The 26,960-nt window shown below is 57.5% G+C and carries 23 protein-coding genes and 1 pseudogene; 19 read left to right on the forward strand and 5 right to left on the reverse strand.

All coding sequences use genetic code 11. The features are described from left to right. Positions 1-53: 53 nt before the first annotated feature. Positions 54-2,882 (reverse strand): annotated as a pseudogene (locus tag ACVBEG_RS09120) (EAL domain-containing protein); the annotation flags it as partial. Positions 2,883-3,011: 129 nt separating this feature from the next. Continuing rightward, positions 3,012-3,884, reverse strand: coding sequence for a LysR family transcriptional regulator (locus ACVBEG_RS09125; RefSeq protein WP_322179569.1), 873 nt, complete (start codon positions 3,882-3,884; stop codon positions 3,012-3,014). Between the two features lie 149 nt (positions 3,885-4,033). On the opposite strand from ACVBEG_RS09125, the gene leuC reads away from it, so the two are divergent. From leuC to asd, 5 genes are all read left to right on the forward strand, one after another. After that, a complete protein-coding gene (gene leuC, locus ACVBEG_RS09130) occupies positions 4,034-5,458 on the forward strand; it encodes a 3-isopropylmalate dehydratase large subunit (protein ID WP_322179568.1) in 1,425 nt (474 codons plus the stop codon). A 10-nt stretch (positions 5,459-5,468) separates the two neighbouring features. Further along, complete coding sequence (gene leuD, locus ACVBEG_RS09135; protein ID WP_322179567.1) at positions 5,469-6,110, forward strand: 3-isopropylmalate dehydratase small subunit; 642 nt, start codon at positions 5,469-5,471, stop codon at positions 6,108-6,110. A 123-nt stretch (positions 6,111-6,233) separates the two neighbouring features. Next, a complete protein-coding gene (locus tag ACVBEG_RS09140) occupies positions 6,234-6,998 on the forward strand; it encodes a class I SAM-dependent methyltransferase (protein WP_322179566.1) in 765 nt (254 codons plus the stop codon). 81 nt (positions 6,999-7,079) lie between these two features. After that, positions 7,080-8,162 carry a 3-isopropylmalate dehydrogenase gene (gene leuB / locus ACVBEG_RS09145; protein WP_322179565.1) on the forward strand — a complete coding sequence of 361 codons (1,083 nt, stop codon included), beginning with the start codon at positions 7,080-7,082 and terminating at the stop codon, positions 8,160-8,162. Positions 8,163-8,219: 57 nt separating this feature from the next. Then, positions 8,220-9,332 carry an aspartate-semialdehyde dehydrogenase gene (gene asd, locus ACVBEG_RS09150; RefSeq protein WP_219060782.1) on the forward strand — a complete coding sequence of 371 codons (1,113 nt, stop codon included), beginning with the start codon at positions 8,220-8,222 and terminating at the stop codon, positions 9,330-9,332. A gap of 81 nt (positions 9,333-9,413) precedes the next feature. Here the strand turns inward: asd and ACVBEG_RS09155 are convergent, their stop codons facing one another. Next, entirely contained in the window at positions 9,414-10,571 is a 1,158-nt protein-coding gene (locus tag ACVBEG_RS09155; protein ID WP_447107605.1) for an acyltransferase family protein, read from the reverse strand. Positions 10,572-11,001: 430 nt separating this feature from the next. Here ACVBEG_RS09155 and ACVBEG_RS09160 point away from each other — a divergent pair, with 430 nt between their 5' ends. Genes ACVBEG_RS09160 through ACVBEG_RS09180 form a run of 5 tightly spaced genes read left to right on the forward strand, consistent with a single transcriptional unit; the run spans position 11,002 to position 16,051 of the window. After that, positions 11,002-11,994 carry a 2-dehydro-3-deoxygalactonokinase gene (locus ACVBEG_RS09160; protein WP_447107606.1) on the forward strand — a complete coding sequence of 331 codons (993 nt, stop codon included), beginning with the start codon at positions 11,002-11,004 and terminating at the stop codon, positions 11,992-11,994. Position 11,995: 1 nt separating this feature from the next. Then, on the forward strand, positions 11,996-12,616 hold the full coding sequence (locus ACVBEG_RS09165; protein WP_322179562.1) for a 2-dehydro-3-deoxy-6-phosphogalactonate aldolase: 621 nt from the start codon (positions 11,996-11,998) through the stop codon (positions 12,614-12,616). 45 nt (positions 12,617-12,661) lie between these two features. Then, on the forward strand, positions 12,662-13,810 hold the full coding sequence (gene dgoD / locus ACVBEG_RS09170; protein WP_219060786.1) for a galactonate dehydratase: 1,149 nt from the start codon (positions 12,662-12,664) through the stop codon (positions 13,808-13,810). Between the two features lie 55 nt (positions 13,811-13,865). After that, positions 13,866-15,176, forward strand: a complete 1,311-nt coding sequence (locus ACVBEG_RS09175) for an MFS transporter (RefSeq protein ID WP_447107607.1) — start codon at positions 13,866-13,868, stop codon at positions 15,174-15,176. Between the two features lie 56 nt (positions 15,177-15,232). Beyond that, the gene (locus ACVBEG_RS09180; protein WP_322179560.1) at positions 15,233-16,051 is read left to right on the forward strand and encodes an IclR family transcriptional regulator; all 819 of its coding nucleotides are present in this window, start codon (positions 15,233-15,235) and stop codon (positions 16,049-16,051) included. A 1-nt stretch (position 16,052) separates the two neighbouring features. Here ACVBEG_RS09180 and ACVBEG_RS09185 read toward each other — a convergent pair whose 3' ends face one another. Continuing rightward, the gene (locus ACVBEG_RS09185; protein WP_322179559.1) at positions 16,053-17,105 is read right to left on the reverse strand and encodes an NAD(P)-dependent alcohol dehydrogenase; all 1,053 of its coding nucleotides are present in this window, start codon (positions 17,103-17,105) and stop codon (positions 16,053-16,055) included. A gap of 182 nt (positions 17,106-17,287) precedes the next feature. Between ACVBEG_RS09185 and ACVBEG_RS09190 the strand changes: the two genes are divergently transcribed. Further along, positions 17,288-18,187 carry an AraC family transcriptional regulator gene (locus tag ACVBEG_RS09190; RefSeq protein ID WP_322179558.1) on the forward strand — a complete coding sequence of 300 codons (900 nt, stop codon included), beginning with the start codon at positions 17,288-17,290 and terminating at the stop codon, positions 18,185-18,187. An 81-nt stretch (positions 18,188-18,268) separates the two neighbouring features. On the opposite strand, the gene ACVBEG_RS09195 is transcribed toward ACVBEG_RS09190, so the two are convergent. After that, positions 18,269-19,933, reverse strand: a complete 1,665-nt coding sequence (locus ACVBEG_RS09195) for an electron transfer flavoprotein-ubiquinone oxidoreductase (protein ID WP_322179557.1) — start codon at positions 19,931-19,933, stop codon at positions 18,269-18,271. Positions 19,934-20,336: 403 nt separating this feature from the next. Here ACVBEG_RS09195 and ACVBEG_RS09200 point away from each other — a divergent pair, with 403 nt between their 5' ends. From ACVBEG_RS09200 to ACVBEG_RS09235, 8 genes are all read left to right on the forward strand, one after another. Continuing rightward, positions 20,337-21,086 carry an electron transfer flavoprotein subunit beta/FixA family protein gene (locus ACVBEG_RS09200; RefSeq protein WP_219060792.1) on the forward strand — a complete coding sequence of 250 codons (750 nt, stop codon included), beginning with the start codon at positions 20,337-20,339 and terminating at the stop codon, positions 21,084-21,086. Beyond that, positions 21,087-22,016, forward strand: coding sequence for an electron transfer flavoprotein subunit alpha/FixB family protein (locus ACVBEG_RS09205; protein ID WP_322179556.1), 930 nt, complete (start codon positions 21,087-21,089; stop codon positions 22,014-22,016). A gap of 123 nt (positions 22,017-22,139) precedes the next feature. Further along, positions 22,140-22,964, forward strand: coding sequence for a substrate-binding periplasmic protein (locus ACVBEG_RS09210; RefSeq protein ID WP_322179555.1), 825 nt, complete (start codon positions 22,140-22,142; stop codon positions 22,962-22,964). 10 nt (positions 22,965-22,974) lie between these two features. Further along, positions 22,975-23,328: a DUF4398 domain-containing protein gene (locus tag ACVBEG_RS09215; RefSeq protein ID WP_322215865.1), complete on the forward strand. Its 354-nt coding sequence runs from the start codon at positions 22,975-22,977 to the stop codon at positions 23,326-23,328. Between the two features lie 41 nt (positions 23,329-23,369). After that, positions 23,370-24,152 carry an OmpA family protein gene (locus tag ACVBEG_RS09220; protein WP_407074636.1) on the forward strand — a complete coding sequence of 261 codons (783 nt, stop codon included), beginning with the start codon at positions 23,370-23,372 and terminating at the stop codon, positions 24,150-24,152. A gap of 217 nt (positions 24,153-24,369) precedes the next feature. Further along, complete coding sequence (locus ACVBEG_RS09225; protein ID WP_219060797.1) at positions 24,370-25,809, forward strand: aminotransferase-like domain-containing protein; 1,440 nt, start codon at positions 24,370-24,372, stop codon at positions 25,807-25,809. Between the two features lie 237 nt (positions 25,810-26,046). Continuing rightward, positions 26,047-26,538, forward strand: a complete 492-nt coding sequence (locus ACVBEG_RS09230; protein ID WP_447107608.1) for a translation initiation factor 2 — start codon at positions 26,047-26,049, stop codon at positions 26,536-26,538. Positions 26,539-26,636: 98 nt separating this feature from the next. Further along, positions 26,637-26,894 (forward strand): YkgJ family cysteine cluster protein, encoded by a 258-nt coding sequence (locus ACVBEG_RS09235; protein WP_322179550.1) that lies wholly within the window; start codon positions 26,637-26,639, stop codon positions 26,892-26,894. Positions 26,895-26,960: the final 66 nt, after the last annotated feature.

The raw sequence follows: 26,960 nt of genomic DNA on the forward strand, positions 1-26,960 counted from the left end.
GAAAGGCGCCCTGATCGGCGCCTTTCTTGTTTATGGGCTTATGGCGGCCAAACTCATGGCTCTTGTTCCTGACTCAGCATCCCCATAAACCCCTCCAGCGGCAGCGCCTCGCTGAACAAATACCCTTGATATAAATGGCAGCCCAATTGTTCGAGAAACCTCAGTTGTTCCGGTTTTTCCACACCCTCGGCGATCACTGCCAGGTTCAGACTCTGGGCCATGGCCACGATGGCGCGGATGATTTCGGCGTCGTTGGGGTCAGTGGTTGCGTCGCGCACGAACGATTGATCGATTTTGAGCGCGTCCACCGGCAAGCGCTTGAGATAGGTGAGCGACGAGTAACCTGTGCCGAAATCATCCATCGCGAAGCTGACGCCCATTTTCTTCAAGCGACGCATTTTGGCGATGGTGTCGTCCAGGTTCTGGATCACGATGCCTTCGGTGATCTCCAGCTTGAGAAGCCGGCTGGGCAGGCGATGAACGCGCAGGCTACGTTCGACGCGCTCGACGAAGTCATTCTGGCGAAACTGCCGGGGACTGATGTTGACGCACATGCTGAAATCATCCGCGTCGATCAACGCTTCCCTTAATAGCTGCCCGCCGGCCTTGCACGCTTCATCAAGAATCCAGCTACCGACTTCCAGAATCATTCCGCTTTCTTCCAGCACCTGAATGAAGTGACTCGGTGCCATAGCGCCCAATTGCGGACGCTGCCAGCGCAGCAACGCTTCGGCACCGACGATGCGGTTGTCTCGTGCGTCCACCTGAGGCTGGTAGTGCAAGCTGAACTCGCCGCGGGGCAGGGCCAGGCGTAAATCGTTTTCCAGACTCAGGCGCTCACTGGCGGCTTTCTGCATGGTGCTGTGGAACAGTTGTGTGGTGTTACGCCCGGAATCCTTGGCCCGGTACAGGGCAATGTCCGCACGCTTGAGCAGGTCAGCCGGGGTTGAGCCATGATCGGGGATCAAGGCCACGCCAATGCTCGGTGTCACCTGCAGACGTTGACCGTCGAGGAACATCGGCTCTGCCAGTAACTCACGCAGGGTGTCAGCCAGGCCGCGTACCTGATGGGTGACTTCGGCCCGCGTGCCTTCCAGTCCGGTGATCAGGACCACGAATTCATCGCCGCCCAGACGCGCCACCGTATCCTCGGTGCGCACGCTGGCTTCCAGGCGTGCGGTGATGACCTTCAACACGCTGTCGCCGACCGGGTGACCGAGAGAGTCGTTGATGTGCTTGAAGTGGTCGAGGTCGAGAAACAATAGCGCGCCCCGCAGGTTATGACGTTTGAGCAGGGCAATCTGCTGGCTTAGACGATCCATCAGCAACGCGCGATTGGGCAGGTCGGTCAGCGGGTCGTGGTAGGCCAGGTGCTGAATCTGCGCCTGAGCGTTCTTCAATTGGCTGATGTCGCGGGCAGTCATCAGCAGGCACGGCGTTTCATTCAGGGTGATGGGCTCCACTGACACATCAACCGTCAGCATGTCTCCATTTTTATTGCGTGCCAGCATTTCCCGGTGATGGACGCGGCCTTGGTCCTGTAAATCACTGATTATCAGGCTGCGCTGCGCCGGTTCAGCCCAGATGCCCACGTCGTAGGCAGTGCGTCCTATCACCTCTTCGGAGCTGTAGCCGGTCAACCGGCAGAAACCGTCGTTGACCTCAAGGTAGCGACCCGAATCGCGCTCGGTGATGGTGATGGCGTCGGGGCTGGAGTGGAACGCTTTGGCAAACTTCTCTTCGCTGGCCTTGAGCGCCGCTTCGGCACGTTGCTGTTGGGTGATGTCGCGCAGGGTGGTAACAATGCACGGTTGTTCGTCGACCACGATCAAGCGGCTGGAGATGACGCAGGTCAGCAGTTCGCCTTCCTTGTTCTTCAGCAGCACCTCAAGATTGTCCAGGCCCTTGTCGCGGATGATTTGCTTGTTGCGTTGCTGGCGTTTTAACGGGTCCGCCCAAAAACTGATATCCGTAACGTTCAGGCCGATGATTTCATCGGCTTTCCAGCCAAATGTCTGGGTGAAACTGGGGTTGATCTCGACGAATTGGCCGGTCTCGAAATGGGTGACACATACCGGGTCAGGGCTGGCTTGAAACAGGCTGGCGAACTTCTCCTCTGAACTGCTCAGGCGTTGCTCGCGCTCGACCTGGTCGCTGATGTCCAGCAACGTACCGGCCATGCGCAGCGGTTCGCCGTTTGCATCACGGTAGAGCCGGGCGCGGCTTTCGAGAAAGCGCGAAGTGCCGTTCTCCAGCTGAATGCGGTAGGTGATCTGATAATTGCCCGCCGGGCCTTCGCGCAGGCTGCGATAGGCCTGACGCATGTGGTCTCGGTCTTTGCCGGGCACACCCTCGAAAAAGGCATCGAATGATTCGTGAAAAGGCTCCGGTGCCAGGCCGTGCAACTGCGCGGCTCGGGCTGACCCATACAACATGCCGGTGGGGATGTGCCAGTCCCACGTGCCCAGTTGCGCCGAATCCAGTGCCAGGTCCAGACGCTCCTGACTTTCTTTGAGGGCCAGTTCGGCACGCTTGTGTTCGGTGTTGTCCAGAAAAGTGCTGAGAAGATAGGCGCAGTTATCCAGCACGATCTTCTGTGCGCAGAGCGTGCCATCGTGAACCCGGCCATTGCTGGCGTGCAATTGCACCTCAAGGGTAACGGGTTTGGGTTCGCCCTTGACCATGTCGTGAACCTGTTGACGTTGTGCCGGAACAGCCCACAGCCCGATTTCCACGCTGGTACGGCCCAGAATATCTTTGATTGGCCAGCCCAGCAGGCTTTCGAAATGTCGATTGGCCTCACAGATAAGGCCGTCTTCCAGCCGGGTCAGAAGGACTACATTGGGACTGAGATTATACAGAGTCTCAAAGCGTTTTTCCGACTCGCTGGAGTCGGTGACCTGGTGAAACGCCGGGAGTAGGAGGCCGTCAGCTGTTTTGGGCATCGGTCAACAAGCCTTGAGAAAGTGGGCAAAGACGTTGATTGTTTTAAGCGCTTTTATGCTCGGAGATTACGTTATTTGCGCATCCAGTAATGCCATGAATGCTCGTGCGGCATTGGAGAGTGTCCTTTCAGTGTGCACAATGTAGCCTAGCTGGCGAGTGAGCTGAATGCCCGGCAAAGGGATGCGCGCTACTTGATCATCAAGCATGGTGCGTGGCAAGACGCTCCAGGCCAGGCCAATGGAGACCATCATTTTGATGGTCTCCATATAGTTGGTGCTCATGGCGATGTTCGGTTTCAGGCCTTGAGCTTCGCACAGGCGGCTGACGATGTGATGGGTGAATGTATTTTCTCCGGGAAACACCGCTGGATAGCGCGCTATATCCATCAGGCTTACAGCGCCGCTGTTGGCCAAGGGATGTTCTGGGGCTGCGACGAAATCCAGTGGGTCGTCCCAGACCACTACCGCCTTGACCAGCGTATGCGGTTGCGGAGCGAGGGTGATCACCGCCAGTTCGGCGCGCCCATGGAGGATTTCATCGTAGGCCACTTCCGAGTCGAGAAACTGGATGTCCAGCGCGACCTCGGGGTATCGCCGTGTGAACTCGCGCAATAAGGGAGGCAGGCGATGCAGGCCGATGTGGTGGCTGGTTGCCAGGGTCAGGCGTCCGCTGATCTCGCCGCTGAGGTTAGTCAATGCGCGGCGAGTGTCGTCCAGCACGCTAAGGATTTGATAGGCTCTGGGCAGCAGTGCCCGGCCAGCCTCGGTCAGGCTGACTTCACGACCCAGTCGGTCGAACAGCCGAACCTTGAGTTGCTGCTCCAGACCGGCAATTCGTTTACTGATCGCTGGCTGGGTCAGATGCAAGCGTTCCCCTGCCGCTGAGAAGCCTCCTGTCTCGGCAATGGCAATAAACGCGTTGAGATTGGCTAGATCCATTTTAGGATTCCAATTGGTTATCCAAAGCATAAAAAATATGAATTTGAGTTATTTAATCATACCCCATAGGATCTTCCTCACAAGCCAAAGGGTTATTGAGCCACGTCATCGATAACCGGCATAGAAACAAGCTGATGAGGAAACGTCTGATGGCCGGCAAAACGCTCTACGACAAGCTCTGGGATTCGCATTTGGTCAAACAGCGCGACGATGGTTCGGCGCTGATTTATATCGACCGTCACATCATTCACGAAGTGACCTCGCCGCAAGCCTTCGAGGGTCTGCGTCTGGCCGGGCGCAAGCCATGGCGGATCGATGCCAACATTGCCACTCCAGACCATAACGTGCCGACGACACCGGAGCGTAAAGGCGGGATTGAGGCCATCGTCGATCAAGTGTCTCGTCTGCAGGTGCAGACCCTTGACGACAACTGCGATGAATATGGCATTACCGAATTCAAGATGAATGACCCACGTCAGGGCATCGTTCACGTCATTGGCCCTGAGCAAGGCGCTACGTTGCCGGGTATGACCGTGGTCTGCGGCGATTCGCACACCTCGACTCACGGTGCGTTTGGCGCGTTGGCCCATGGCATCGGCACTTCCGAGGTCGAGCATGTGCTCGCTACGCAGTGCCTGGTCGCCCAGAAAATGAAAAACATGTTGGTGTCGGTCGAAGGCACATTGCCGTTTGGCGTCACGGCCAAAGACATCGTTCTTGCTGTTATCGGCAAGATCGGTACGGCGGGCGGCAATGGTCATGCTATCGAGTTCGCAGGCAGCGCGATTCGCGACCTGTCCGTCGAAGGGCGTATGACCATCTGCAACATGTCCATCGAAGCCGGCGCTCGCGTGGGCCTGGTGGCGACTGATGAAAAAACGGTCGCTTACGTGAAGGGTCGTCCGTTTGCCCCTAAAGGTGCGGAGTGGGACTTGGCTGTCGAAGCCTGGAAGGACCTGGTGTCCGATGCCGACGCCACCTTCGATACCGTGATCAAGCTCGATGCCGCTCAGATCAAGCCGCAAGTCAGTTGGGGCACTTCACCGGAAATGGTGTTGGCCGTCGATCAAAACGTGCCTGACCCGGCCAAAGAAACCGATCTGGTCAAGCGGGGTTCTATCGAGCGCGCGTTGAAGTACATGGGCTTGCATGCCAATCAGGCGATCACTGACATTCAGCTGGATCGTGTGTTTATCGGCTCCTGCACCAACTCGCGGATCGAAGACTTGCGTGCTGCGGCAGAGATCGCCAAAGGCCGCAAAGTTGCTTCCACCGTCAAACAGGCCATCGTGGTGCCAGGCTCGGGTCTGGTGAAGGCGCAGGCGGAAAAAGAAGGGCTGGACAAGATTTTCATCGAGGCCGGTTTTGAATGGCGTGAACCGGGCTGCTCGATGTGCCTGGCGATGAACCCGGACCGTTTGGAGTCCGGCGAGCATTGCGCGTCCACATCCAACCGTAACTTCGAAGGCCGTCAAGGCGCCGGTGGCCGTACTCACCTGGTCAGCCCTGCCATGGCGGCAGCGGCGGCGGTCAACGGTCGATTCGTCGACGTTCGTGACTTGATCCAACACTAAGGAGCCCAGCATGAAAGCATTTACTCAGCACACCGGCCTCGTCGCTCCTTTGGATCGTGCCAACGTCGACACTGATCAGATCATTCCCAAACAGTTTCTCAAATCGATCAAACGCACGGGCTTTGGTCCTAATCTGTTTGACGAGTGGCGCTATCTGGATGTGGGGCAACCTTATCAGGACAACTCCAAGCGTCCATTGAACAAGGATTTCGTGCTCAATAACGCGCGTTATCAAGGTGCCAGCGTGTTACTGGCTCGCGAGAATTTTGGCTGCGGTTCCAGCCGTGAACACGCGCCTTGGGCGCTGGAAGAATATGGCTTTCGCAGCATCATTGCGCCGAGCTATGCCGACATCTTCTTCAACAACAGCTTCAAGAACGGTCTGCTGCCGATCATCCTCAGCGATGCGGAGGTCGATGAGTTGTTCGAACAGGTCGAGGCCACGCCGGGTTATCAATTGAACGTTGATCTGGTGGCGCAGACCGTGACCCGTCCTGACGGCAAAGTCTTGAGCTTCGAGATCGATGCGTTCCGCAAGCACTGCCTGCTCAACGGCCTGGACGACATTGGTCTGACGCTGATGGATGGCGAGGCGATTGCCCGCTTCGAAAGCATGCATCGCGCCAGCCAGCCGTGGTTGTTTCGCGACTGATTGATAGACCGCGTCAAGCTGACCGCGGGCAAGCCCGCTTCTGCAGAATGCGTACTGTTCTTGTAGGAGCGGGCTTGCCCGCGATAGCGTCCCGACAGTCGAAGCCTATTAAGGAACTCCATGATGACCCACACCGCGCACACCCAAGTCGTCCAGCGTCAATTCGGTGAACAGGCAGCGGCCTATCTGAGCAGTGCTGTGCACGCTCAAGGCACCGAGTTCGCGTTGCTACAGGCCGAAGTGGCCGGGCGTGGCGATGCGCGAGTGCTGGATCTGGGCTGTGGCGCCGGTCATGTGAGTTTTAATGTGGCGTCGTCGGTGGGCGAGGTGGTGGCTTACGACCTGTCGCAGCAGATGCTCGATGTGGTCGCCAGCGCGGCGGTAGAGCGTGGACTGAGCAACGTGCAAACGGTCTGTGGGGCCGCCGAGCGCCTTCCGTTCGAGGACGGCGAGTTCGATTTTGTGTTCAGCCGTTACTCGGCGCATCACTGGAGCGATCTGGGCCTGGCCCTCCGTGAAGTGCGACGCGTGCTGAAACCGGGTGGCGTTGCGGCGTTTATCGACGTCATGTCGCCAGGCAGTCCGCTGTTCGATACGTATCTGCAAAGTGTTGAAGTGCTGCGCGACACCAGCCACGTCCGCGACTATTCTGCGGGTGAGTGGTTGCGCCATGTCAGCGAGGCCGGGTTATTCACCCGCAGTCACAGCCGTCAGCGCTTGCACTTGGAGTACAGTTCGTGGGTCGAGCGTATGCGCACGCCACAGGTGTTGCGTGTCGCGATTCGTGAGTTGCAGGAGGCAATGGGTGCAGAAGTGCGCGAGTATTTTGAGATCACTGACGACGGCTCCTTCAGCACCGATGTGCTGGTGTTGTGGGCAGAACGTTAGTCTTGTTGCTTCTATAAAAAGCAGTGATGGTTCTTTTTGCAGGCGCACGATCACGCGCCGTTTAAATGGATTGAGGAACGTATGAGCAAGCAGATTCTGATTCTCCCAGGTGATGGTATCGGTCCGGAAATCATGGCCGAAGCGGTCAAGGTGCTGGAGTTGGTCAATGACAAGTTTCAGTTGGGCTTCGTGCTCAGCCATGACCTGATCGGTGGCGCGGCCATCGACAAGTATGGCGTGCCTTTGGCCGATGAAACCCTGGCCCGCGCCCGCGCTGCCGATGCTGTGCTGCTCGGTGCCGTCGGTGGCCCGAAATGGGACACGCTGGACCGTGCAATTCGTCCGGAAAAAGGCCTGCTGAAGATTCGCTCCGAGCTGAAACTGTTCGGCAACCTGCGGCCAGCCATTCTGTATCCGCAATTGGCTGAAGCGTCCACCTTGAAACCGGAAGTGGTGTCGGGCCTGGACATCCTGATCGTTCGTGAGCTGACCGGCGGTATCTACTTCGGTACGCCACGGGGTATTCGTACCCTCGACAACGGCGAGCGCGAGGGTTACAACACTCTCCCGTACAGCGAGAGCGAAATCCGTCGTATCGCCCGTGTAGGCTTTGACATGGCCCGGCTTCGCAGCAAGAAACTGTGCTCGGTGGACAAAGCCAACGTCATGGAATCCAGCCAGCTCTGGCGTGAAGTGGTCGAACAGGTCGCCAAGGATTATCCTGATGTCGAGCTGAGCCACATGTACGTCGACAACGCGGCGATGCAACTGGTACGTGCACCCAAGCAGTTCGATGTGATCGTCACCGATAACCTGTTCGGCGATATTCTGTCAGACGAGGCTTCGATGCTCACCGGTTCTATCGGCATGCTGCCTTCGGCGTCGCTGGATGCCAACAGTAAGGGCATGTACGAACCCTGCCACGGCTCGGCTCCAGACATCGCAGGGCAGGGCATTGCCAACCCGCTGGCAACGATTCTGTCGGTCGCGATGATGCTGCGTTACAGCTTCAATCAGCTGGCTGCTGCTGAGGCGATCGAACGGGCTGTGAGCCTGGTACTGGATCAAGGTTTGCGTACCGGCGACATCTGGTCGATTGGTAACGCCAAAGTAGGTACCCAGGAAATGGGCGAGGCCGTAGTCGCCGCGCTGCTCAATCTGTAATATCTCGGGCCCGCTCTTATCGGAGCGGCCCACTTTTTCGTTAAAGGTGCAGTTGCGATGAAACGTGTAGGTCTGATCGGTTGGCGCGGTATGGTCGGTTCCGTGCTCATGCAGCGGATGCTGGAAGAGCAGGATTTTGATCTGATCGAGCCGGTGTTCTTCACCACGTCCAACGTCGGTGGCCAAGGCCCGGCCGTGGGCAAGGATATTGCGCCCCTGAAGGACGCTTACAGCATCGAAGAACTCAAAACCCTCGACGTGGTTCTGACCTGTCAGGGTGGCGACTACACCAATGAGGTCTTCCCGAAACTGCGCGAAGCCGGCTGGCAGGGGTACTGGATCGATGCCGCTTCCAGCCTGCGTATGCAGGATGACGCGGTAATCGTGCTGGACCCGGTAAACCGCAAGGTGATCGACCAGCAGCTCGATGCCGGGACCAAAAACTTCATTGGCGGCAACTGCACGGTCAGCCTGATGCTGATGGGCCTGGGCGGTTTGTTCGAAGCCGGTCTGGTGGAGTGGATGAACGTCATGACGTATCAGGCGGCCTCCGGTGCCGGCGCGCAGAACATGCGTGAACTGATCAAGCAGATGGGTGCTACTCACGCTGCCGTGGCCGACGACTTGGCCAACCCGGCCAGCGCGATCCTCGACATCGACCGCAAGGTTGCCGAAGCCATGCGCAGCGAAGCCTTCCCGACTGAGAACTTCGGCGTGCCATTGGCCGGCAGTTTGATTCCGTGGATCGACAAAGAGTTGCCGAACGGTCAGAGCCGTGAAGAGTGGAAAGGCCAGGCCGAGACCAACAAGATCCTGGGTCGCTTCAAGAACCCGATCCCGGTCGATGGTATCTGCGTGCGCATCGGCTCCATGCGTTGCCACAGCCAGGCGCTGACCATCAAGCTGAACAAGGATGTGCCAATCGCCGACATCGAAGGCATGATCAGCCAGCACAACCCATGGGTGAAGCTGGTACCGAACCACCGTGAAGCGAGCATTCAAGAGCTGAGCCCAACGGCGGTAACCGGGACAATGAGCATTCCGGTGGGACGTCTGCGCAAGCTGAACATGGGCTCGCAATACTTGGGCGCGTTCACTGTTGGCGACCAGTTGCTCTGGGGCGCCGCCGAACCGCTGCGTCGTATGTTGCGGATTCTGCTGGAACGTTAATGCGTTAGCTGTTTCAAAAAAAACCGCTTCTCGTTTGAGAAGCGGTTTTTTATTGCGCGTGTGAAAGCGTAGCGAGCGAATTCATTCGGGAAGGCGTGGTGCCAGGCTTGCCGCGGTCAAGCGGTCCTTGCTCCATCGCTTGCCAAGCGCGATGCCGCGCAGTTCGATGTGGCGATAGCTCAGCACCGAAACAGCCAGCACCGCCGCCACTTCAATGACCATCAGTAGATTGTCGAGTGCCATGCTGCCGGTATCGATATAGCGGATAACCACGCCAACGATTTCGCTGGGTAGGTCTATCAGCAGCGGCAGGTGGGTAAGCTTGGCGACAATCATCACCCCGATCGACATCGCGAAAATCACCGCTGCGTGGGTCATATAGATAGAAAACGACAGCATGCCAAGCCAGGTGAACAGAGATTTTCGCAGCAGCGTCGACACCCAGCCGGCTTCGAACGCAAACACCCAGATCGCCACGCAGAACAGCAGGCTCAGGAGAATATCCTGGGGCGTATCGCTGTAAATCATGATCAGGTAGATCACACCCAGAACCAGCACCTCAAGCGCGCTGCCAAGCAGTGGACTCAGGTGCAGGCTTTGCAGTTTTGCGTATACCCGGTAAGTAACGCCCCCCGCAAAAAAACAGCCCAGACCTTTCAGCGCATTGTCCGTTACCAGCGTGCTCTTGAAGTAGAGCGCGAGGAAAGCGAGTACCGCGATGGCTACGAAAACCTTGCGCGCCTGCGTCGGCAAGGCCAGGGCGATCAGGCCGAAGATCAGGTACAGGTAGTATTCGACGCTGATGCTCCACGACGGATAGTTGAACGACAGCGCGTTGAAACTCGGCCACCAGGACTGAATCAACAGCAGGTTCGGCACAATCTCGTCGGGCGCCCGGGCGCCGGTGAAGCTCGGGGCGTTGAAGGACATCCCGTAGCGCTCGACCACGACTTTCAATACTTCGAAGCCGATGAATACCGCCAGCATCACCACGTGCAGCGGGTACAGGCGGCAGGTGCGAGTGATCACGAAACGGCGCAACTGCTCGACCGAGCCCAACCGGTTCGCATAGGTGTGATAAAGCACAAAGCCGCTGAGGACGAAGAAGAACTCGACGAGGTAGTTAGCGTTCTTGAAAAACGTCAGTTCAGTAAAGCTGCGCAGCGCGTGGGAGTGATGCATCACCACCGCCAAGGCACACAGACCGCGAAAACTATCGAGCACCAGAAATCGCTTCATGGCAGTTGTCCTTGCAGATGAGAAGTGGGTCTGACGACTTTTTTGGCAACGCGGCAATGGCCGCACAAACGCAATGCGCACGGCATGACCACAACCCTGGAAACCTGTGCGCGACAAAGCGTCAACAGGCCAGAGACAGAGAACACACGGGGAGGGAACGGGCGAAGAATTTAAGGATAGTTACCACCCTCGGCGCAGGGGCCGATTGGAGGGTGGATCAACTTGGGGAATGCTTGGGCAGTATGCCGTATTTGGCAGAAATGATGCCAGTGCTGACGTGCTGCGTACAGGCGCGTTTGTCGGCACTTTATGTATGGCTTGTAATTCCCTATATATGGGATATGAATTTACATATTGAGACGATGCAGGCTTTGGGTCTATAGTCGTCGCGCACTCACTTATCTCGCAAAAAAATAAAACAGGTGAAGCGATGCACGCGCAATTGATCGCGCTCGATTGGGGGACAACCTCTCTGCGTGCCTATCGGCTCGGGGAACAGGGTCAGGTTCTGGAACAGCGCTCACTGAGCGCAGGCATCATGCAGTTGCCGACGGCCCCTCGGCTGATTGCCGGCGTGATGTGTGTCGATGGATTTGAGCTGGCGTTCGATCAGGCGTGTGGTGATTGGCTCGACGCCGAGCCCGGGACGCCTGTCATCGCCTGCGGCATGGTTGGCAGCGCCCAGGGATGGAGTGAAGCGGTGTACCGCGAAACCCCTGCGGATGTGGCGGGTCTCAGCGCAGCCCTGCAAACCGTACGCAGTGTCCGTGGGGTCGATGTACACATCGTTCCTGGCGTGCTGCAGCGTTCTGTGTTGCCCAATGTGATGCGCGGTGAAGAAACCCAGGTTATGGGTATTCTCGCCAGCTTGCCCGCCGAAAAAAATCACGACCCATTGTTGATCGGCCTGCCTGGCAGCCACTCGAAATGGGTGCAGGTCACCGATGGCTGCATCGTGCATTTCGACACGTTTATGACGGGCGAGGTCTATGCCGCCCTGAGTGCACACACCATCCTCGGTCGAACCCTGCAGCACAGCGAGGCGTTCGACGCCGAGGCATTTGATCGCGGTGTCGCTGTCGCAGGGTCTGCCGACGGTGCAGCCGGGCTGCTGTCGACGATATTCAGCTGTCGGACCCTTGGCTTGACCGGTGAACTCAGCGCCACCGCGCAGTCCGACTATCTGTCCGGTCTGTTGATCGGTCACGAATTGGTCGCGCTTGTCGCCTTGCAGCAGCGAGCCCGCGAACACCTCCCTCCCATCATCCTGATCGGCAATAGCCAGCTGTGCGCGCGTTATTCACGTGCGCTGGCCGCCTGCGGTTTCGCTCAGGTGACCGTGGCCGAACAGGCTACCGAACGCGGTTTATGGCAATTGGCGGTACAGGCCAACTTGCTCAAGCCCACTCTTGCAGAGGTCTGACATGCTCAAACAAACACTGGCTAAAAACGGCTTGATCGCGATCCTCCGTGGTCTGCGTCCTGAAGAGGCGGCGTCCATCGGTGAGGTGCTGTATCAAGCGGGTTTTCGCGTCATCGAAGTGCCGCTTAATTCACCTGAGCCTTACGACAGCATCCGTATTCTGCGCGCAACGTTGCCTGCCGATTGCCTGATCGGCGCCGGCACGGTGTTGACGCCTGAGCAAGTGGGGCGGGTCAAGGAGGCGGGCGGTCAAGTGATCGTCATGCCGCACAGCGACCCCAAGGTGCTGCGCGCAGCCAAAGCGGCGGGCTTGTACCTGTCGCCGGGTGTTGCCACGCCGACCGAGGCCTTCGCCGCACTGGCTGAGGGCGCGGACGTACTCAAGCTGTTTCCCGCCGAGCAAATGGGGCCCGCAGTGGTCAAGGCCTTCCTTGCTGTATTGCCAGCCGGTACCGCACTGATCCCGGTGGGCGGCATTACCCCGGACAACATGCAGGTCTTTATCGACGCCGGTGTGTGCGGTTTCGGACTTGGCTCCGGGTTGTTCAAACCGGGGATGAGCGCCGCTGAGGTTGCCGAGCGCGCCGATGCCTACGTATCTGCATGGAATCAATTGAGCTGAGCTGATCGGCGCCCTGAGCGTCGCCTCCAATAAGAGAGCGCACACATGAAAATCACCAAACTCACGACGTTTATTGTTCCGCCACGCTGGTTGTTCCTGAAAATCGAGACCGACCAAGGTGTGACCGGTTGGGGCGAGCCGGTGGTCGAAGGCCGTGCGCACACGGTCGCTGCGGCGGTGGATGAATTGTCCGATTACCTGATTGGCAAGGACCCGCGCAACATCGAGGACATCTGGACCGTGCTCTATCGCGGCGGTTTTTATCGGGGTGGGGCGGTGCACATGAGCGCCCTGGCCGGGATTGATCAGGCGTTGTGGGACATCAAGGGCAAGGCCCTGGGTGTGTCGGTCAGCGATTTGCTCGGCGGTCAGGTGCGCGACAAAATCCGAGTGTATTCCTGGATCGGCGGTGATCGCCCAGCCGACACCGCTCGCGCTGCCAAAGAGGCCGTGGACCGTGGTTTTACCGCCATCAAGATGAACGGCACCGAGGAGTTGCAGTTCCTCGACTCCTTCGAAAAAGTCGACCTGGCGCTGGCCAACGTCGCCGCCGTGCGGGATGCCGTCGGGCCTAACGTCGGCATTGGCGTCGACTTCCATGGCCGGGTGCACAAACCCATGGCCAAGGTGCTGATGAAGGAACTCGATCCGTACAAGTTGATGTTCATCGAAGAACCGGTGCTCAGCGAGAACTACGAAGCACTCAAGGAACTGGCGCCCCTGACCAGCACCCCGATTGCCTTGGGTGAGCGATTGTTTTCGCGCTGGGACTTCAAACGAGTCCTGAGCGAAGGCTATGTCGACATCATTCAGCCCGATGCCTCGCACGCAGGCGGGATCACCGAAACCCGCAAAATTGCCAACATGGCTGAAGCTTACGATGTCGCCCTCGCGCTGCATTGTCCGCTAGGGCCGATTGCCCTGGCTGCCTGTTTGCAACTGGATGCGGTTTGCTACAACGCGTTTATCCAGGAGCAGAGCCTGGGCATCCATTACAACGAAAGTAACGACCTGCTCGATTACATCAAAAACCCGGAAGTATTCGACTACGACAAAGGCTTCGTGAAGATCCCCAACGGCCCGGGCCTGGGCATCGAAATCAACGAAGAATACGTCAAGGAGCGCGCCGCCATCGGCCATCGCTGGCGTAACCCGATCTGGCGCCATGCCGATGGCAGTTTTGCCGAGTGGTGATTCAGTAATCCCCCGCTCCGTGTTGTCCTCAAATAATCATAATAAGAGGCACCCCATGCAACCTCAGACCTTCGCAGGAAAGGCGTCATTAGTGACGCCGAGCCGTAAGCGTTTTTTCATCATGGTGCTGTTGTTCATTACGGTAGTGATCAACTACCTGGATCGCGCCAACCTGTCGATTGCTGCACCGGCCCTGACCACGGAGCTGGGGATCGATCCGATTCATGTCGGTTTGATCTTTTCCGCTTTCGGCTGGACCTACGCCGCGATGCAGATCCCCGGCGGCTGGCTGGTGGACCGCGTACCGCCGCGGATTCTCTATGCCGTCGCGCTGTTGCTGTGGTCACTGGCGACCATCATGCTCGGCTTCGCGGCCAGTTTTATCGCGCTGTTTGTTCTGCGTATGGCAGTGGGCGCCCTGGAAGCGCCGGCTTATCCAATCAACAGCCGCGTGGTGACCACTTGGTTCCCGGAGCGTGAACGGGCGACAGCGATTGGGTTTTATACGTCCGGGCAATTTGTCGGGCTGGCGTTTCTGACGCCGGTTCTGGCTTGGTTGCAGGCGCAGTATGGCTGGCACATGGTCTTCGTCAGCACCGGTGCCGTGGGTGTCATCTGGGCACTGGTGTGGTTTTTTGTGTATCGCGAGCCGCGTGATTTCAACGGCGTCAATCAGGCGGAAATCGAGCTGATTCGCGACGGGGGCGGGCTGGTGGATATCCAGACCAGTACCGAGAAAAACAAACGCGGTTTCAGCTGGCCGGATCTGGGGATCGTCCTGAGCAAGCGCAAGCTCTGGGGCATCTATTTGGGCCAGTTCTGTCTGAACTCGACGCTGTGGTTCTTCCTGACCTGGTTCCCGACTTACCTGGTGAAGTACCGTGGCATGGACTTCATAAAGTCCGGTTTACTGGCTTCACTGCCGTTTCTTGCGGCATTCGTGGGTGTGCTCTGTTCGGGTTTCTTCTCCGATTGGCTGATCCGTCGCGGCAGCAGCGTGGGTTTTGCCCGCAAGTTGCCGATTATCGGCGGGCTGCTGATTTCGACCTCAATCATAGGCGCCAACTACGTCGAGTCGACACCGCTGGTGATCGCCTTTCTCGCGCTGGCGTTCTTCGGTAACGGGCTTGCATCGATCACCTGGTCGCTGGTGTCGACTCTGGCGCCAGCCCGATTGCTGGGATTGACCGGCGGCACCTTTAATTTCATCGGCAACCTGGCGGCGATCACCACACCCATCGTGATCGGTTTTCTGGCAACAGGGGATTCTTTTGCGCCCGCGATCACCTACGTAGCCGTGTTGGCGCTGGTAGGGGCGCTGTCGTACATTCTGTTGGTGGGGAAGGTCGAGCGCATCGAGTTGTAACCGAGGCAAGCTGGCGACAATAATGCCGTCAGCTTTCTGAATGAATAAGGCGTGATATGCAGCACGATTCACTCAACCCTGCGATAAGCAACGCCACCAAGGACGTCTCGCCAACCGGTACCCAAACCCTGTTGCGTGGGCTTGGTGTGGTTCAGGCCGTGGCCAGCGGTGCCCGTGACCTCAAGGAAATTGCCCGGGTTATCGGCACCACGCGCAGCACGACCCATCGCCTGGTCAGTTGTCTGGTGGAGGAGCGTTATCTGCGGGTTTTGCCACAGGTGGGTTACCTGCTCGGGCCCAAGCTGATCGAGCTGGGTTTTCAGGCCCGTGAGGAAGTGCCGCTGGCAATTTTGGCGCGTCCATACCTCGACGAGTTGTCAGCGCTGACCGGGGATACCGTGCACTTGGCGATTCGTGAGGGTGATGACGTGCTGTATCTGCACAAAAATCCAGGTCGCAATGGTCCCGAAATGCGCTCGCGGGTCGGTCATCGCATGCCGTTGGCGCGCACCGGGATTGGCAAGGCGTTGATGATTGATTGCACGCAGGACGAGTGGCAGCGTCTGTATCAGGTCAGTTTGCCAGTCGACGGAAAATCCATGGTGTGGCCGCAGCATCAGGAACAGTCCTGGGAACAGTTCCAGCAGCGAATGCAGGACTATGTCGCGGGGGGCTATGCGTTTGATCTGGAGGACAACGAACCGTCGATTCGCTGTGTCGCCGCGCCGGTACGTGATGCCAGCAACCGAATCGTTGCTGGCATCAGTATTGCCAGTACCGTGCCTTATATGCCCCTGGAGAAAATGGCCGAGCTGATCCCGCTGATCAAACAGACCGCAGCGCGACTCTCGGCCGAGTTAGGGGCCAAAGCCTGAATCAGGCTTTCAAGCTCGCCATATCGATGACGAAACGGTACTTCACGTCGCCCGCGACCACTCGAGTGAAGGCGTCGTTGATGTTGCGGATGTCGAGCATCTCGATGTCGCAGGTGATGCCATGCTCGGCGCAGAAGTCCAGGACTTCCTGGGTTTCCGCCATGCCACCGATCATCGAGCCTGCCAGCACGCGACGTTTCGTGACCAGGTTGGCCGAATGCACTGGAGGTTCCACCGGCTCGACCAGCCCCACCAGAATATGCACGCCATCGAAACGCAGGGTTTGCAGGTAGGGGTTGAGGTCGTGTTGCACCGGAATGGTGTCCAGCAGGAAGTCGAAATGGCCGGCTGCGGCTGCCATCTGTTTGGCATCGGTTGACACGATTACATGGTCGGCGCCCTGACGACGGCCTTCCTCTGCCTTGGCCTCGGAGCGGGTGAACAGGGTCACTTCGGCGCCCATGGCTTTGGCGAATTTGATACCCATGTGACCCAGACCGCCCATGCCGAGGATGCCGACCTTGTCGCCCGGTTTCACGTTGTAGTGCTTGAGTGGCGAGTACGTGGTGATCCCTGCGCAGAGAATTGGCGCCGCGCTGGCCAAGTCCAGTTTCTCTGGGATGCGCACGACGAAACGCTCGCTGACCACGATACTGTCAGAGTAACCACCCATGGTGATACTGCCGTCGACGCGGTCTTTCGACGCGTAAGTCTGGGTCGGTCCTTCCAGGCAATACTGCTCCAGGTCAGCGTTGCAGGCTTCGCATTGGCGGCAGGAATCGACCATGCAACCGACCCCGACCTTATCGCCGACTTTGTAGCGGCTGACGTCTGCGCCGACAGCGGTTACCTTGCCAACGATTTCGTGGCCTGGCATCAAGGGATAGACGGCGATCCCCCATTCGTTGCGCGCCTGGTGGATATCGGAGTGGCAGACGCCGCAGTAGAGAATCTCGATGGCCACGTCATCGGCCCGAGGGCTGCGGCGCTCGAAGTTCATGGGGGCGAGGGGAGCGGTGGCCGACTGGGCGGCGTAACCGATGGCTTTATACATAGTGAACCTCGCAAAACAATGGCTGGGTGATGCGAGCTATTGTCCTCGTGCACGGCATGGCCGGCCATGGTCATTCCTCCGGCTATCTTGCCTATTCCTCCGGCATCAGCGCTGATCGGCTATTTTTTTGGGCGGATCTGCGATGATGGCGCTATCTATTCCTCTTGCGAAGCTGGATTCCCATGTTGTTGACCCGCCACCTTGATGCCAATGCAACACTGGTCTCGTTGATCCAGCCGCTCGCCACTCGTCCGGGGTTTCTGCCGACGCTATTGCCTGAGGTGCAAATCGTTTCGGCTCGCAGCAATGTGGCGCGTTGCCCGCAGATTTACGAGCCAAGCCTGATGATCATTGCTCAAGGCAGCAAACTGGCCTACCTGGGGCCGCGCACTCTGGAATATGGCGCGGGGCGCTATCTGGTTCAGGCGTTGTCGATGCCCTTCGAGTGCGAAACCTTTGCCACACCCGAAGTGCCGTTGCTCGGCATCTCGATTGGCATTGACCGGATCATGCTGGGGGAGTTGGTGCTGGCCATGGGGCTAATGCCGGGGCGTGACACTCAACCCCAGACCCTGGAGTCCATGAGCTCCGCAGCGCTTGACGCGGGCATGCGCGAAAGTGTCGAGCGCTTGTTGCGCTGCCTGCATGATCCGATGGAGTGTCAGATCATGGGCCGCACGCGTTTGCGTGAGGTGCTGTATGCCGCGCTGCGTGGCCCTCAGGCGAGTGTGTTGCGGGCGCTGGTCGAGCAGCAAGGGCCGTTTGCCCGTGTTGCTGCATCGTTAAGCCATTTGCATGCGCATTATGCGGAACCGCTCAGCGTCGAGACCCTGGCTCGCTGCGCAAACATGAGTGCCTCGACCTTCCATGAGCACTTCAAGCGCGGCACCCTGTTGTCCCCGGTGCAGTATCTGAAGCGTCTACGACTGCTCAAGGCGCAGCGGATGTTGATCGCCGAAGGCATCGGTGTGGCGCAGGTTGCCCTGCGCGTGGGGTATCAAAGTACGTCGCAATTCAGTCGGGAATATAAGCGTTACTTCGAGCACAGCCCGGGGGATGAAGCGATGGGTGCTCATCCATAATGCTGATCGTTCAGGTGCAGGCAGGTGGTTTTTCGGACTCAACAAAAAGGCTCCCGAAGGAGCCTTGATGTTTGATCAGCCTTACATGTTCGGGTAAGTCGGACCGCCACTGCCTTCAGGCGCTACCCAGGTAATGTTCTGGGAAGGGTCTTTGATGTCGCAGGTTTTGCAGTGCACGCAGTTCTGCGCGTTGATCTGGAAGCGCTTCTCGCCGTCTTCCTTGGTCACCACTTCATACACGCCGGCAGGGCAGTAGCGCTGCGCCGGTTCGTCGTACAGCGGCAAGTTGGTGCCAATAGGGATGCTTGGATCGGCCAGTTTCAGGTGGCAGGGTTGTTCCTCTTCATGGTTGGTGTTGGAGAGAAATACCGAGCTGAGCTTGTCGAAGCTGAGCTTGCCATCGGGGCGTGGGTAATCGATCTTTTTCGAGTCGGCCGCGAGCTTCATGCACGCATAATCCGGCTTGGTGTCGTGCAGGGTGAACGGGATCTTGCCGCCGAAGAAGTTCTGATCGATGAAGTTGAACGCACCGCCGAGGATCGGACCGAACTTGTGCAGCGCCGGGCCGAAGTTACGGCTGGCGAACAGTTCATCGTAGAGCCAGCTGGCTTTGAAGGCCTCAACGTAGGTGTTCAGTTCGTCGCCGCCTTCCTTGCCAGCGAAGAGGGCATCAGCCACCGAATCAGCCGCGAGCATGCCGGATTTCATGGCGGTGTGGCTGCCCTTGATCTTGGCGAAGTTCAGGGTGCCGAGGTCGCAGCCGATCAGCGCGCCGCCCGGGAAGACCATTTTCGGCAGCGAATTCAAGCCGCCCTTGCAGATGGCGCGCGCGCCGTAGCTGATGCGCTTGCCGCCTTCGAGGTACTGTTTGATCACCGGGTGGTGCTTGAGGCGCTGGAATTCATCAAACGGTGACAGAAAGGCATTGGAGTAGGACAGATCAACGATCAGGCCGACCACCACCTGATTGTTTTCCAGGTGATAAAGGAAAGAGCCGCCAGTGTTCTCGGTGCCCATTACGTCCAATGGCCAGCCAGCGGTGTGGACCACCAGGCCTTGCTCGTGCTTGGCCGGGTCGACTTCCCAGATTTCTTTGAGGCCAATACCGTAATGCTGCGCATCGGCTTCGGTATCGAGGTTGAAGCGCTTGAGCAATTGTTTACCGATGTGGCCACGGCAACCTTCGGCGAACAGCGTGTACTTGCCGCGCAGTTCCATGCCAGGGGTGAAGTAACCCTCTTTAGGATGGCCTTCACGGTCAACGCCCAGATCGCCGGTAACGATCCCGCGTACCACGCCGTTCTCGTCGAACAGTGCTTCCTGGGCGGCAAAGCCCGGGTAGATTTCGACACCCAGGTTTTCAGCCTGCTGAGCCAGCCAGCGGCACAGATTGCCCAAGGAAATGATGTAGTTACCTTCGTTGTGCATGGTTTTAGGCACAAAGAGGTTGGGTACTTTAGTTGCGCTGTCGGCACTTTTGAGTACAAAGATATCGTCGCGCTTGACCGGGGTGTTCAGAGGCGCGCCGAGCTCTTTCCAGTTCGGAAACAATTCGTTCAGGGCGCGAGGTTCGAACACGGCACCGGATAAAATGTGCGCGCCCACTTCAGAGCCTTTTTCCACCACGCAGACGCTGATTTCCTTTCCGGCTTCGGCGGCCTTCTGCTTCAGTCGGCAAGCGGCGGAAAGACCCGCGGGGCCTGCGCCGACGATGACGACGTCGAATTCCATGTATTCGCGTTCCACAGGCTATCTCCTACTCAGGGCTCAACAGTTTTTTTTATATGAAGCAACTAGCGCGGGTCGCGAGTAACATTGACCGACCTGCGCGCCGCAAAGGCACGCATTATATCTGGACCATCGCTCAGGTCCAATACAAACGTTTGTTTGAATTTGCTGCAGGCCAGATAAATCAAAGACGCGCTACTCATATCTGACCGTTTTAGCGTATTGACCAGAAAAGACGTTCCGGTCAAGATACGGGCGGTTTTGCGCTCGCCGTAGGCTGACCGCTGGTTTCAAAGGGCACCTCTAAAAAGCGTTGTGAGCGCGGTGCAGTTGTTTTTAGAGGTGTCCTTTTTACCGACGCGTATCAATCGCCAGGTCCGCCCGGGCGATTTTCTTTTCACCGGAGAGTAACGAGGAATCCATGAAGGTTCTTGTAGCTGTCAAACGAGTGGTCGACTACAACGTCAAGGTTCGCGTCAAAGCGGACAACTCCGGCGTCGATCTCGCTAACGTCAAAATGTCGATGAACCCCTTCTGCGAAATCGCTGTAGAAGAAGCCGTCCGCCTGAAAGAAAAAGGCGTTGCGACCGAGATCGTCGTCGTTTCCATTGGTCCGACCACCGCTCAGGAGCAACTGCGTACTGCATTGGCTCTGGGTGCTGATCGCGCCATCCTCGTTGAGTGCGCCGACGAACTGAACTCCCTGGCCGTGGCCAAGTTGCTCAAGGCTGTGGTCGACAAAGAACAACCGCAGCTGGTGATCCTGGGTAAACAGGCCATCGACAGCGACAACAACCAGACCGGCCAGATGCTGGCTGCACTGAGCGGCTACGCTCAGGGCACCTTCGCCTCTAAAGTCGAAGTGTCTGGCGACAAAGTCAGCGTCACGCGTGAAGTCGACGCCGGCCTGCAGACGGTGTCCCTGAGCCTGCCCGCGATCGTGACCACAGACCTGCGTCTGAACGAGCCACGTTACGCCTCCTTGCCAAACATCATGAAAGCCAAGAAGAAGCCTCTTGAAGTGCTGACTCCGGACGCTTTGGGCGTTTCTACCGCCTCCACGACCAAAACCCTGAAAGTTGAAGCGCCGGCTACCCGCAGCGCAGGCATCAAGGTCAAGTCGGTGGCTGAACTGGTCGAGAAACTGAAAAACGAAGCGAAGGTAATCTAAATGACTATCTTGGTTATTGCTGAACATGAAAATGGTGTCGTTGCCCCGGCAACCCTGAACACCGTGGCTGCCGCTGTAAAAATCGGTGGTGATATTCACGTACTGGTGGCCGGTGCCAACGTCGGTGCAGTCGCCGAAGCAGCAGCGAAAATCGCCGGTGTTTCGAAGGTACTGGTCGCTGATAATGCGGCTTACGCTCATCAGTTGCCGGAAAACGTCGCGCCGCTGGTTGCCGAGCTGGGCAAGGCTTACAGCCACATCCTGGCTGCTGCTACGTCCAACGGCAAAAACATCCTGCCGCGTGTTGCTGCGCAGCTGGACGTTGACCAGATCTCCGAGATCATCGCCGTTGAAAGCGCTGACACCTTCAAGCGTCCGATCTATGCCGGTAACGCCATTGCGACAGTGCAGTCTTCGGCTGCGGTCAAAGTGATCACCGTGCGTGCCACCGGTTTTGATCCGGTGGCGGCTGAAGGCGGTTCGGCTTCTGTTGAAGCGGTCTCGGCTGCTCACGATGCTGGCAAGTCCACCTTCGTTAGCGAAGAACTGGCCAAGTCCGATCGTCCAGAACTGACGGCTGCCAAAATCGTCGTTTCCGGCGGTCGTGGCATGCAGAACGGCGAGAACTTCAAACACCTGTACGCCTTGGCCGACAAGCTGGGCGCTGCTGTGGGTGCTTCGCGCGCCGCAGTCGACGCAGGTTTCGTACCCAACGACATGCAGGTCGGTCAGACCGGCAAAATCGTTGCGCCACAACTGTACATTGCGGTCGGTATTTCCGGCGCGATCCAGCATTTGGCCGGTATGAAAGATTCCAAAGTGATCGTTGCGATCAACAAGGATGAAGAAGCGCCGATCTTCCAGGTGGCTGATTACGGCCTGGTGGCTGATTTGTTCGAAGCCGTTCCTGAGTTTGAGAAGCTGGTTTAATCCAGGCTCTTCACTTATAAAGAGAACCCGTTCATTTCGGGCTGTGTGAAATTGCGCTACGCCGCAGATTCCCACGGCCTTCGATGAGCGGGTTTTTTATTGGATTCGATTAAGGATTGACCTATGAGCAGGCCTCGGCTGCTATTGCCATCGCTTCTTTTAGGCGTGTTCATGTTGCCATCACTGAGTTTCGCCGCGGGCAAATGTGAGCGTCTGATCGTGACAGGCAGCCCTGATGCGCCGCCTTATTTATGGCGTGACCCCCAAGACCCGAAGCACCTGATGGGCGCCAATGCCGACCTGCTCAAACAAGCAGCTGAAGAGTTGGGCCTGAAAGTAGAGCTGCTGTATGCAGGTAAGCGCAGTCAGGCGTTGGAAGAAGTGCGCAGTGGGCGTATGGACCTGTTGGCCGACGCGCCGTTGAAGACGTCGGAACTTGAATCGCTTGATTACATTCATCCTTCGATCACCCAGAACGAAATCGTTGTCTGGACTCGACATGATCATGCGCAGCCCTTCAATGTGCTTGCCGATCTGCGCGATCACCCAGGCGCGGTATCGAACAAAATTCGCTTCACACAACCCTTTGAGGCGCTAGTCAGTGAGCATCTGAGACTTGAACGCACCGAGAATCTGACTCAGGCGTTTCAAAAATTGATTCTGGGGCAGGTTGAATATGTACTGGCGGGCCGTTACGCCGGTCTGGCGATGGCCCAGGCATTGGGGGTGTCTGCGGACCTGGTTGCGCAGCCTTTGCCACTGGATAAGCAGGGGCTGTACTTGGCGTTGTCATTCAATTCAGCCTGCAATGATCCTTGGTTACGCGGACAGCTGGCCAAAAAGATGACAGAATCGGCCGCCTCCGGCCTGTCAGGCGAGGCGGTGAAACGCAATCTGGAACTCTGGAAAGCGCAGTTGCTGCTGCCAGCCACCGCCCCAAACAAGTAGGAATGTTTTCGTGAGTATTCGAGCTTTATTCGCCGCCACAGCCTTTGCTGCTCTGGTCGGCTGTGCCAACGATCCGGCACCGATCGAACAGTTACGACTGACCGAGCAAGCAGTGGATCAAGCCAAGGCGGTGGGTGCCACCGAAGAAATCCCAGAGCTGACACTGGCCCAGTCGAAACTGATTCAGGCTCGCGCCGACATGGCCAACCAATCATTCAAAGAGGCTCGCATGCAGGCCGAGCAGTCGGAACTCGATGCGCGGCTCGCCGAAGCACGCGTCCTGACCCAGAAGAGTCAGGAGCAAATAATGCAGCTGAACACTCGCCTCAATCGTCTGCGTAAGCAAGTGGGAGACGTTCAGTGAGTCGCTCAGTGAATCGTATCCCTCGTATCATCAGTGCAGTCATGCTGCTGGGTTCGGCTGGCCTTTATGGTTGTGCAGGGCACCAGAACAGCGAGCGGGCAGTGCAGCAAGCCAGTGCCGACTTCCAGAAAGTCAGAGAAGATACCAACGTTCTGCGCGGCGCCCCCAAAGATGTTATTCGTGCCGGCGAATTGTTAGGGCGTGCCGAGCGTTTGTCCGGCTATTGGGGCAGTGGCGCAGACGTCAGCCATTACGCTTACCTTAGCGGCCGCTACAGCGAAATTGCTCGCGAGCATACTAACCTGATGCTCAATCAGGAACAGTTGGCCAAGTCGGAGCTAGACCGTCAGCGCCTGCAACTCGCGTTGCGTGAAGCCAAATTGTCCAGTGTGCAGCAGCAAGGCAAATGGCTGGAGGAGCAGATGGTTGCTCTGGCCACCATCCAGACTGATCGCGGTCTGGTCATGACCCTGGGCGACGTACTATTTGATACGGGGAACGCTGAGCTAAAAAGTTCGGCCAATCGCACGGTGCTCAAGTTGGTGCAATTTCTCCAGCTTAATCCCAAGCGCGTCGTGCGGATCGAAGGCTATACCGACAGCACAGGCGGCAAGCAGGAAAACCTTGAGCTTTCCAGGGATCGGGCGCAGTCGGTGGCTGATTTGCTGATGGATCTGGGTATTGACGAGAAGCGTCTTCAGGTCGAAGGCTATGGGGATGAATTCCCTGTCGAAGCGAACGCCTCGGAGCGTGGAAGGGCGCAGAATCGTCGGGTTGAAATCGTTTTCTCCGACGACAAAGGCCATTTGGGTGCAGCGCGCTAGGCGTTCTCGTTAAAGAAACCCGGTAACCGCAAGGTGCCGGGTTTTTTTTGAGAAAAATGGGGGCGAACAGGGGGTTTTTCGATGGAATTGTTTTATCACTGCTGAGGAGGGCTATCATTTCTAGAAACTGTCCCCGTACACTTCCCTACTGTTACGGTAGTCACCCGTCTTGAACACTCTATAAAAATAAGTTGTCAGCAGCATCGAGGGCCGTGTCATGACCAATCTTCTACTTTATCAACGCATTGCTCAGCAGCTGGCTGAGGATATTCGCCGGGGTGTCTATCAGCCCGGTGAGCGCGTGCCCTCTGTACGCAAAATGAGTTCGCAGCTCAATGTGAGTCATGCAACAGTGTTGCAGGCCTATGCAAACCTTGAAGATCAAGGTTTGATCCGGGCGCGGCCGCAGTCGGGTTATTACGTGCACCAGACACCGGCGTTGACTGCGCCCACCCCGGACATTGCTCGCGTAGAGCGTCCTGGTCTGGTCACCCGCAGTAGCATCATCCAGCAGGTTTTAGTCGAGTCACGCCGTGAAGGTGTATTTCCGTTAGGGGCTGCAGTGCCTCACGTAGACTATCTGCCAGTGCGGGCGTTGCATCAGCAACTGGCAAAAGTGACGCGTTTTCAGAGTCCGCGCGCTTTTAGCTATATGTTCAGTCCCGGTTTCGAGCCGTTGCGCCGTCAGGTTGCCATTCGCATGCGCGATGCCGGGGTGGTGGTCGATCCGTCCGAGGTGGTGATTACCCACGGTTGTGTCGATGCGTTGCAAATGTCCTTGCGGGTACTGACCAGGCCCGGTGATCTGATCGCGACTGAGTCGCCCACCTATTATGGTTTGTTGCAAATGGCCGACCTTCTGGGGCTCAAGGTCATCGAGATTCCGAGTGATCCTGCCACCGGCATCAGCCTTGAAGCGTTGCAGTTGGCGGCCAACCAGTGGTCGATCAAGGCGTTGGTGATGACGTCGCGTCTGAGTAATCCATTGGGAGGGACCGTGCCTGAAGAGCGACAGAAGCATCTGTTGCGACTCGCCTCGGATTTTGATATTCAGATTGTGGAAGACGACATTTATGGCGAGTTGATGTTTGAACTCGGGCGAACCAAAGCGTTGAAGGCCTTTGATCGGTTGGGTAGGGTGATTTATTGCTCGAGTTTTTCCAAGACCTTGGCGCCTGGTGTGCGTATCGGCTGGACGATTGCCGGAAAGTATCAAGCAGAAATCCAGCGATTACAGACATTCAGCACTCATTCGGCATGCAGCGTCACCCAAATGGGCGTTGCTGCTTATCTGGAAAATGGCGGTTATGACCGACATTTAAGGTTCATTCGCCTGGAGTACCGCAAAAATTTGAGCGCGTTCCAGTTGGCGGTGCAACAGTACTTCCCTGAAGGGACTCAAATGAGTCGGCCGACGGGAGGATTTATTCTGTGGGTGAGCTTGCCTGGGCGGGTTAACACTCAAGAGTTGCATGTGCGCGCCCTGGAGCAGGGAATCAGCATCGCGCCGGGGCTTATTTTTAGCAATACAGAACAGTTCAATCACTGTATTCGGCTCAACTGTGGTATCCCATGGAACCGCGAAGCGGAGCGCGCACTGATGACCTTGGGCATGCTCGCCAAGCAACTGTGTCAAGAAACGGCGCAAGCTTACTGAGGTATTACCCCGCAGGTGAGTACTGTGCTCGGCGCCTCTTTACTCGTCCGGTTTGAATCTGCTGGCTTGTCATGAACCCTTCAACAGGCCAGCATATGGCCCTCTGCCTTGCTGCCATTTATGTCTATGAATTTTCTTCGTTGTATCGGGTTGCTATTAATTGTACTGGCGAGTGCCTGTGGTCCTGAAAAACCTACTGCGCCGGTGCCCAAGGTCGTGTCTGGGGCGGCGTCAGGTATGCCAGTGGGCGCCGGGGGGGAGTCGGTCGTCGTGCCGCCTGCGCCAATCGCACCGCAGGTGCATATCCATGAGTTGAAACCTAACATTCCGGTGGTTCCGGTAGTGGTGACCTCCTCGGCCAGGGCGTCAGTACAAAAGACTGTCTCCAGCAAAGCCACATCCGAATCGCCCCCTGCCAAGCCTCGCGCACCAATGTCCAGCAAGACCAAGCCTGCGAGTGAAGTGGTGCGGCAAACTCGTCTCTCCCAGCCGAATCTGGACTTGAGTCTGCCGACAGATATGGTCAAGGAGATGGCACCCGTTGGTACGGTGGCGCCCATCGTTAACAAGTCTTTATTGCCACCCATGTTTGGCGAGAAAAAAACGGCTCCGGAAGGGCCTTTCCAGCTCAACGGCCGCTTACTGAATAACGCAATGAAGCTGCAAATGCGCGACGAAAATCGGCGGGAAGTCGAAGGTGCTGCCCTCGATTTCGAGTTCAAGCAGTAGCGCTAAAGAACAGTCTGCCGTCAGACTGATTTCAAACGGGCGTTTAAGCGGGTAATATCCTTCGACTTTAACCATTGCCGGTCGCGAGGATATTCGTTATGGACTGTCGTCCAGATTGCGGGGCCTGCTGCATTGCACCCTCCATCAGTTCGCCTATTCCTGGCATGCCCAATGGCAAGGCCGCAGGAGAACGTTGCCTGCATCTTTCTGTCGAATCGCTGTGTGCTTTGTTCGGCAGGCCTGATCGGCCTGCGGTGTGCAGTGCGTTTTCGGCGGATGAGGAGGTCTGCGGGTCGAACCAGGCGGAGGCTATTCGTCTGATTGGCTGGTGGGAGCAAGCGACCGCAGTGGCTTGATGGCCTTTACTTAAGCAGAACTGATTTCCCGCAAACCGGTTTACCAGAACTTCGACAACAAGGAAT

It is taken from the genome of Pseudomonas sp. GG8 (assembly GCF_052976945.1).

Excerpts from the sequence above, each read along its gene's own strand:
- ACVBEG_RS09200 (WP_219060792.1), top strand. The coding sequence starts at position 20,337 with ATGAAGGTTCTTGTAGCTGTCAAACGAGTGGTCGACTACAACGTCAAG.
- ACVBEG_RS09235 (WP_322179550.1), top strand. The coding sequence starts at position 26,637 with ATGGACTGTCGTCCAGATTGCGGGGCCTGCTGCATTGCACCCTCCATC.
- ACVBEG_RS09160 (WP_447107606.1), top strand. The coding sequence starts at position 11,002 with ATGCACGCGCAATTGATCGCGCTCGATTGGGGGACAACCTCTCTGCGT.
- ACVBEG_RS09230 (WP_447107608.1), top strand. The coding sequence starts at position 26,047 with ATGCCAGTGGGCGCCGGGGGGGAGTCGGTCGTCGTGCCGCCTGCGCCA.
- ACVBEG_RS09155 (WP_447107605.1), bottom strand. The coding sequence starts at position 10,571 with ATGAAGCGATTTCTGGTGCTCGATAGTTTTCGCGGTCTGTGTGCCTTG.
- ACVBEG_RS09210 (WP_322179555.1), top strand. The coding sequence starts at position 22,140 with ATGAGCAGGCCTCGGCTGCTATTGCCATCGCTTCTTTTAGGCGTGTTC.
- ACVBEG_RS09180 (WP_322179560.1), top strand. The coding sequence starts at position 15,233 with ATGCAGCACGATTCACTCAACCCTGCGATAAGCAACGCCACCAAGGAC.
- ACVBEG_RS09175 (WP_447107607.1), top strand. The coding sequence starts at position 13,866 with ATGCAACCTCAGACCTTCGCAGGAAAGGCGTCATTAGTGACGCCGAGC.
- ACVBEG_RS09190 (WP_322179558.1), top strand. The coding sequence starts at position 17,288 with ATGTTGTTGACCCGCCACCTTGATGCCAATGCAACACTGGTCTCGTTG.
- ACVBEG_RS09205 (WP_322179556.1), top strand. The coding sequence starts at position 21,087 with ATGACTATCTTGGTTATTGCTGAACATGAAAATGGTGTCGTTGCCCCG.
- leuB (WP_322179565.1), top strand. The coding sequence starts at position 7,080 with ATGAGCAAGCAGATTCTGATTCTCCCAGGTGATGGTATCGGTCCGGAA.
- leuD (WP_322179567.1), top strand. The coding sequence starts at position 5,469 with ATGAAAGCATTTACTCAGCACACCGGCCTCGTCGCTCCTTTGGATCGT.
- leuC (WP_322179568.1), top strand. The coding sequence starts at position 4,034 with ATGGCCGGCAAAACGCTCTACGACAAGCTCTGGGATTCGCATTTGGTC.
- dgoD (WP_219060786.1), top strand. The coding sequence starts at position 12,662 with ATGAAAATCACCAAACTCACGACGTTTATTGTTCCGCCACGCTGGTTG.
- ACVBEG_RS09140 (WP_322179566.1), top strand. The coding sequence starts at position 6,234 with ATGACCCACACCGCGCACACCCAAGTCGTCCAGCGTCAATTCGGTGAA.
- ACVBEG_RS09125 (WP_322179569.1), bottom strand. The coding sequence starts at position 3,884 with ATGGATCTAGCCAATCTCAACGCGTTTATTGCCATTGCCGAGACAGGA.
- ACVBEG_RS09225 (WP_219060797.1), top strand. The coding sequence starts at position 24,370 with ATGACCAATCTTCTACTTTATCAACGCATTGCTCAGCAGCTGGCTGAG.
- ACVBEG_RS09185 (WP_322179559.1), bottom strand. The coding sequence starts at position 17,105 with ATGTATAAAGCCATCGGTTACGCCGCCCAGTCGGCCACCGCTCCCCTC.
- ACVBEG_RS09165 (WP_322179562.1), top strand. The coding sequence starts at position 11,996 with ATGCTCAAACAAACACTGGCTAAAAACGGCTTGATCGCGATCCTCCGT.
- asd (WP_219060782.1), top strand. The coding sequence starts at position 8,220 with ATGAAACGTGTAGGTCTGATCGGTTGGCGCGGTATGGTCGGTTCCGTG.
- ACVBEG_RS09220 (WP_407074636.1), top strand. The coding sequence starts at position 23,370 with ATGCTGCTGGGTTCGGCTGGCCTTTATGGTTGTGCAGGGCACCAGAAC.